This window comes from Protofrankia symbiont of Coriaria myrtifolia (assembly GCF_900634755.1).
In the GTDB taxonomy this organism is placed as follows: Bacteria; Actinomycetota; Actinomycetes; order Frankiales; family Frankiaceae; genus Protofrankia; species Protofrankia coriariae.
In genome coordinates this window covers 1-5,804 of sequence record NZ_CAAAFS010000124.1, presented here as the reverse complement: position 1 = coordinate 5,804, position 5,804 = coordinate 1, and the positions used below count along the sequence as shown (strand labels likewise).

Genomic DNA, 5,804 nt, shown 5'->3' with positions numbered 1-5,804 from the left:
GCTTCGCCGCCGCGCGCCACGAGGCCACCCCCATCCGGCCTCATCCGGTCATCCGACACCGAAGCCGAAGCCGCCCGCCGTGCTGGCCGAGCCCGGCGGCAGCGCCAGCGGTGCCGCCGCTCGTCATCCGACACCGAGGCCGAGCGCTCCGCGGCGCCGCTCGCGTCGTCCACCAGGACGGGCCGACGTGAGCGGTCCGTACCGCTTCGGCCCGGGGCCCAGGTGGCGGCCCGCCCGCGACGATGCCTTCAGCTGCCTTCAGACGACCTCGCGGGGAGCCGGCTGGCGGCCCTCCCGGTTCGCCGGGAGCCGGCTGGCGTCCCGGCCAACCGGGAGAATGGCCGGTGAAGTGGGCATCTCCGCCGGAGCGCCGCCGGCCACCAGGGCGCCGGTACCCATACTGATCACCCGGGCGACCGGGGCCTGTGACGGCTGCGTGTCGTCCGTGGCCGCCGGGGCCGTGCTCACGCTGGGGCGCCGGACGACCGCCAGCGGCGTGGGCACCGGCTGGAGAACGACCGACGGCTGTGCCTCGACGGGGCGCAGGCCCAGCGGCGCGGACGTGACCGCGGCCCGCCGTCGGTGGTAGCGCCTGGCCCGCAGCACGTCGACCAGCATCGCCGGGGTGTGCCGGCTCACCCGGAACGTCCCACCGGCCATCTCCGACCAGCGGACGGGCACCTCCGTGATCCGGTAGCCCATCGACCGCGCCAGTGAGAGGACCTCGACGTCGAACCCGAAGCCGGTCGACCTGGCCAGGCTGAACAGCAGTTTCGCCTCGGCGTGGCGGAACGCCTTGAAGCCGCACTGGGTGTCGGCGACGTCCAGCGCCGTGAACGTGCGGGTGATCTGGTTGAACGCCCAGCTGCCCATCCGCCGGCCGTTCGAGCGGACCGTGCTGCCGCCGATGCGGCGTGATCCCAGCGCCACCTCGGCGTCCTGCAGGGCTGCGAGCAGCAACGGGAGATCGTTCACGTCCGAGGCCATGTCGGCGTCCATGAACACGATCGACGTGCCCCGGGCCATCGCGACCCCGGTCCGCACGGCCGCGCCCTTGCCGGAGTTCCAGGGGAGCTTCACGACATGCGATCGCGGGAACCCGCTCAACAGCTGCTGGGCGACCTCGGCGGTGCGGTCCGTACTGCCGTCATCGACAATGATCACTTCCGCGCCGGCGAGCCTGCCCAGCACGGAGGTGAGACGAGGCAGCGACTCCGGGAGCCGGTGCGCCTCGTTGAAGGCGGGGATGACGATACTGACGGGAACGTGGTCCAAGAGTCACTCCCAAGCTGGGTCGGCAGCGACGGAGGCAATTGTGATCGCCTGCCGATCTCGAGGTACTTCGGGCCGCCCGATGCCCGGCCGAAGTGTCGTCGATGCGACATCGCCAAGCCGTCAGGATTTGAGACGCCGTACCGGATGCGTGTCCGGCGGCTAACGACGCACCGACCGGCGGCCGACAGCATGCCAAAACCCCTGGACGGCGCATGACGGGGGCCGGGTGCCGGACCCGCGCCCGGCCCGCTCCGGCGGTCGGCGTCACGGTCCGCGTCCACTCGGAGTGTGAGCGCTCACTGGGACACCTCCGAGAATTCGCCGCGACACCGGATCCGAATACCGTCACTACAACCTCACAATCGGTAGCATCACCATCGGCTTCGCTGTCAGGACACCAGCCCGTGAGCGCGACCGTCCGCCCACGCGGTGGCAGCGCCCACGCGTATGCCCATGGCATCCTCCCGCAGGCACGATCCCCTCCTTCGCCCGCCACCCTGACATCGCCCCGACGCACATCCGACAGTCCACGGTTCGTCACACCACGACCGCTCCTCCCCCGGGCGGGGAGGGCACGGTACCGCCTGGAAAGCCGCGACCCGCGGGGTTGCGCCCCCAACGACGGCCGGGCCGGCGGACGACTTCCGCCGACTTCCGCCGTGACGATCGTCCGTTCGCCCGCTTTCGTATTCGACATTATGCGATCATGAAGCTTCGATCGGTTTCGGCGCGGGCCCGCACTATGTGACCGACGTCCCGGGCCACGTCCGGCCATCCGGTACGCATGAGCCGGACCCGCCGTCACCTCCGAATACGCGAAAAAGCCATAATCATTCATCCTTCGACTGATCCATGATATTCCGCCAATATCAGGCGACAACCAGACGATACCCGCTCCCCGCCGGCACACCCCCGGCCGAGTGGTGACGACCGGCAACCGGGCGGACACCGCACCTCGCGCTTCAGCGGACACGGCAAAGCGGGTGCTCCGCCCATGCGAGCACCCGTCCGACGGCGTCGGGCCGCTCCCGATACTGCTCACGGACACCTCCGGCACCGGATCAGCCGAATGGCGATCCGAGCGGGTCCGTCCCCGGCCTTTCCCAGCTCCGGCGGGCACGGCCGCCGACGGGATTCTCCCGGTACGTCACGGGAGCCGGAGGCGATACCCGATCACGTTTCCCCGCGCACCCGGCGCGCCACCTCCCCGCCCACCGTCGCGCCCCGACATATACCCCGGACAAAAACAGGGAACCCCCGCCGCCAGGAATTCGTCCAGTTCCCCCGACAAACGTCGACGCATCTGCGCTGAAAGTATCGTGGAGGTGAGATCCACCGGTTTCCGCGGGCCCGACGGGGGCACCCGGCGCGGACGGTACACAACGGTCCCCCTGGCCAGGCCGCCCGGGCCGGGGCACCCTGGATCCGGTGGGCGCCCCACATGGGGCGCCACGGGAGGGACAGGTGATGACGCAACGACGTCAGTTCGACGGGCCCGGCCCCGGAGGCGGCCCTGGCAGCGTCTCGTCCGGCGACAGCACGCCCGACAGCGGCAGGTCCGACAGCGGCACGGCCGCGGACGGGCCGGGCCCGCGGCCGACCGCTCCGGACCACCCCGGCAGCGGTCAGCAGAGCCAGCAGGACAAGACCGGCCGCCGCAACACCGGCGATCCCGGCCTGCGCGCGCTGATCGGCGCCGGCCGGTCACGGCTGCCTCCGGGGACGGCGATGCGAGCCCGCGACATCGCCCGCCCCGACCCCGACGACCTGGCCGAGGCCGAGCGCAGCGTTGTCATCCGCCGGCGCCCGTGGACGGATCCGACGGCCACCACCCCCCGGGGGCAGCGTCGACGTTAGAACGTCGGCGTCAGGGAGCCAGCGGCGCCGACGGCACCGGAACCTCACCGGTCCGCTCGTAGGAAGAGATCATCCCGATCCGCCGGACATGACGCTGTTCGGCGCTGAACGACGTCCGCAGGAACGTCTCGACGAAGTCCACGGCCTCGGGGACGGTGTGCAGCCGGGCACCGAGACTGATCACGTTGGCGTCGTTGTGCAGCCGGGCGAGCCGGGCGGTCTCGGTGCTCCAGACCAGCGCCGCGCGCACCCCGGAGACCTTGTTCGCGCAGATGACCTCGCCGTTGCCGGAGCCGCCGAGAACAATGCCGAAGGCGTCCGGCTCGCCCGCGGCCGCCACGGCGGCGGCAAGCACGTACGGCGGGTAGTCGTCGTCCGGGTCGTAGGTGGCAGGCCCGTGGTCGACCGGGGTGTGCCCCTGCTCGGTCAGCCACGTGATCAACGAGGCCTTCAGGTGGAAGCCCGCGTGGTCGGAACCAAGATGAACGCGCATGGGTGGAAATGATGCCCGCCCCCTGCGCTGCCCATGCCGGCTCCCCTCGAAAAGGAGGACAACGCACCCATCGGGCCGGGCTCCCATCCGGATCGGGCCTCGCCCGGCGCGGTCCGGCCGGACCGCCGGCACCGCCCGGTCGAACACGGGTACCGCCCGGCCGAACGGTTGACGTACCGCCCGGTCGAACGGTCGGGTGCCGCTCAGTCGAGCGGGGGCTCAGTCGAAGATGGGCGGGAGGTCCCGGGTGCGCTTGAGCTCGTAGAAGCCGGGCGTGCCGGCGACGAGCAGCACCCCGTCCCAGAGCCGCCCGGCGGCCTCGCCCTTCGGCGACGGGGTGACGACCGGGCCGAAGAAAGCCGTGTCCCCCACCGCGATCACCGGGGTTCCGACGTCCATGCCCACCCGGTCCATGCCGTCGTGGTGGCTGGCCCGCACCGCCTCGTCGAACTCGTCCGAGGTGGCCGCGTCCACGAGGTCCGTGGGCAGCCCGGCCTCGGTCAGCGCGGCGGCGAAGGTGTCGGCGTCCCACTCCGCCTTCTCCAGGTGACGACGCCGGCCCAGCGCCGTGTACAGCGGGAGCAGCACCTCGTCACCGTGGCGTGCCGCGGCGGCGGCACTGATCCGCACCGGCCCCCACGCGCGCTTCATCCCCTCCCGGTACCGCTGCGGGAGGTCCTCCCGGCCCTCGTTGAGAACGGCGAGGCTCATCACGTGCCAGCTGAACCGCACCGGCCGTACCTGTTCGACGTTCAGCGCCCAGCGCGACGTCAGCCACGCCCACGGGCAGCTCGGGTCGAACCAGAAACCGGCCTGTGCGGGAGCGGACGGGTCGGGAGAGCCGGCAGGCCCCGGTTGCGCTCCGGAGGCAGGTGACGGGCGTGTGGACACGGTCTCGATCCCGGGCTGTGTGGTCACAAGTCACTCCTGATCACCAGAAACGGGCACGCCGGCAGGACGATCATGGGTGCCGCGCCGCCGGAAGGCCCGGGTTCATCGGTCACTCAGGCCCAACCACCAGGGGCGGGTGGCTACTTCCCGGATCGGGCGAGATAGCTCGCGACCCTGTTGACCACCGCCACGAACGGCACGGCGGCGACCGCTCCGGGGATGCCGGCAAGCACCCCGCCCGCGGACAGCGAGACGACGATCGCCAGCGGATGCAGCCGCACCGCCCGCCGCATGACCAGCGGCTGGAGCAGATGGCCTTCGATCTGCTGCACGGCGAGCACCACGCCGAGGATGACCAGCGCGGGTACCAGGCCGTTGGAGACGAGCGTGACCAGGATGGCCGCCACGCCCGCCACCGTCGCGCCGACGATCGGGATGAACCCGCCGAGAAAGGTCAGCAGTGCCAGCGGCGCGACCAGGGGAACCCCGACGACCAGCAGGCCGATGGTGATGCCGATCGCGTCCACCAGCGCGACGAACATCGTCCCGCGGATGTATCCGGTGACGGTCGCCCACGCCTCCTTCCCCGCGCCCCGGACCCGTTCCTCGGTGCCAGGGGGGAAACGGGTCACGATCCAGTCCCAGATCCGGTCACCGTCGTGGACGAAGAAGAAGGTCGCGAACAGGGTGAGCAGGATGCCGGTGAGCACCTCCGCGGCGACCGTGGCGCCGGAGAGCACACCGGAGACCAGCCGTCCCCGGTTGTTCGCCAACGTCCTGGTGATGTCGTTGGTGAGATCGTCCAACTGGCTCTGCGACAGGTGCAGCGGGCCGTCCCGCAGATAGTCGCGGACCTGCTCCACACCCTGGCTGACCTGGTCGGAAAGGCTCGGGAACTCGTTGGCCGCGTTGAAGCCGACGCCCACTCCGGCGCCCGCCACCAGAATCAGGAAGCCGAAGACGGTCACGAAGGACGACACCAGCTTGGGCACCCCGTGCCGGCGCAGCCGCATCGCCGTCGGGTAGATCAGGGCGCTGACGAGCAGACCGGCGATCACCGGGATCACCACGACGCGGACGCGCCCGATGACGATCATGAATATGTAGATCGCCACGCCGATGACGAGCAGGCGCCACGACCATCCGGCGGCCACCCGCAGGGATACCGGTACGTGCGGATCACCCGTTCCGGCCGGGGCGGCGGTTCCCGCCGCCGGGGCGTCCGCCTGTGGCGCCGGCGGGGCGTCCGTTCGTGGCGGGGTGCCGGGTCCCGCGGCCGGGGCGGGAT

Annotated in this window: 5 protein-coding genes; 1 reads left to right on the top strand and 4 read right to left on the bottom strand. The window is 71.4% G+C overall.

Annotated features, from left to right (window positions below; genetic code table 11):
* Window positions 1-258: 258 nt before the first annotated feature.
* Window positions 259-1,275, bottom strand: coding sequence for a dolichyl-phosphate beta-glucosyltransferase (locus tag CM1CMNOD_RS06780; RefSeq protein ID WP_013872927.1), 1,017 nt, complete (start codon window positions 1,273-1,275; stop codon window positions 259-261).
* A 1,467-nt stretch (window positions 1,276-2,742) separates the two neighbouring features.
* Here CM1CMNOD_RS06780 and CM1CMNOD_RS06775 point away from each other — a divergent pair.
* Window positions 2,743-3,132 (top strand): hypothetical protein, encoded by a 390-nt coding sequence (locus CM1CMNOD_RS06775; RefSeq protein WP_013872926.1) that lies wholly within the window; start codon window positions 2,743-2,745, stop codon window positions 3,130-3,132.
* A 10-nt stretch (window positions 3,133-3,142) separates the two neighbouring features.
* Here CM1CMNOD_RS06775 and CM1CMNOD_RS06770 read toward each other — a convergent pair whose 3' ends face one another.
* The 3 genes from CM1CMNOD_RS06770 to CM1CMNOD_RS06760 all read right to left on the bottom strand — a co-directional run.
* On the bottom strand, window positions 3,143-3,625 hold the full coding sequence (locus tag CM1CMNOD_RS06770) for a ribose-5-phosphate isomerase (RefSeq protein WP_013872925.1): 483 nt from the start codon (window positions 3,623-3,625) through the stop codon (window positions 3,143-3,145).
* Between the two features lie 219 nt (window positions 3,626-3,844).
* Window positions 3,845-4,543, bottom strand: a complete 699-nt coding sequence (locus CM1CMNOD_RS06765) for a DSBA oxidoreductase (RefSeq protein WP_013872924.1) — start codon at window positions 4,541-4,543, stop codon at window positions 3,845-3,847.
* 113 nt (window positions 4,544-4,656) lie between these two features.
* Window positions 4,657-5,804, bottom strand: a 1,148-nt coding sequence (locus CM1CMNOD_RS06760; protein WP_242625441.1) for an AI-2E family transporter, incomplete at its 5' end; no start/stop codon positions are given.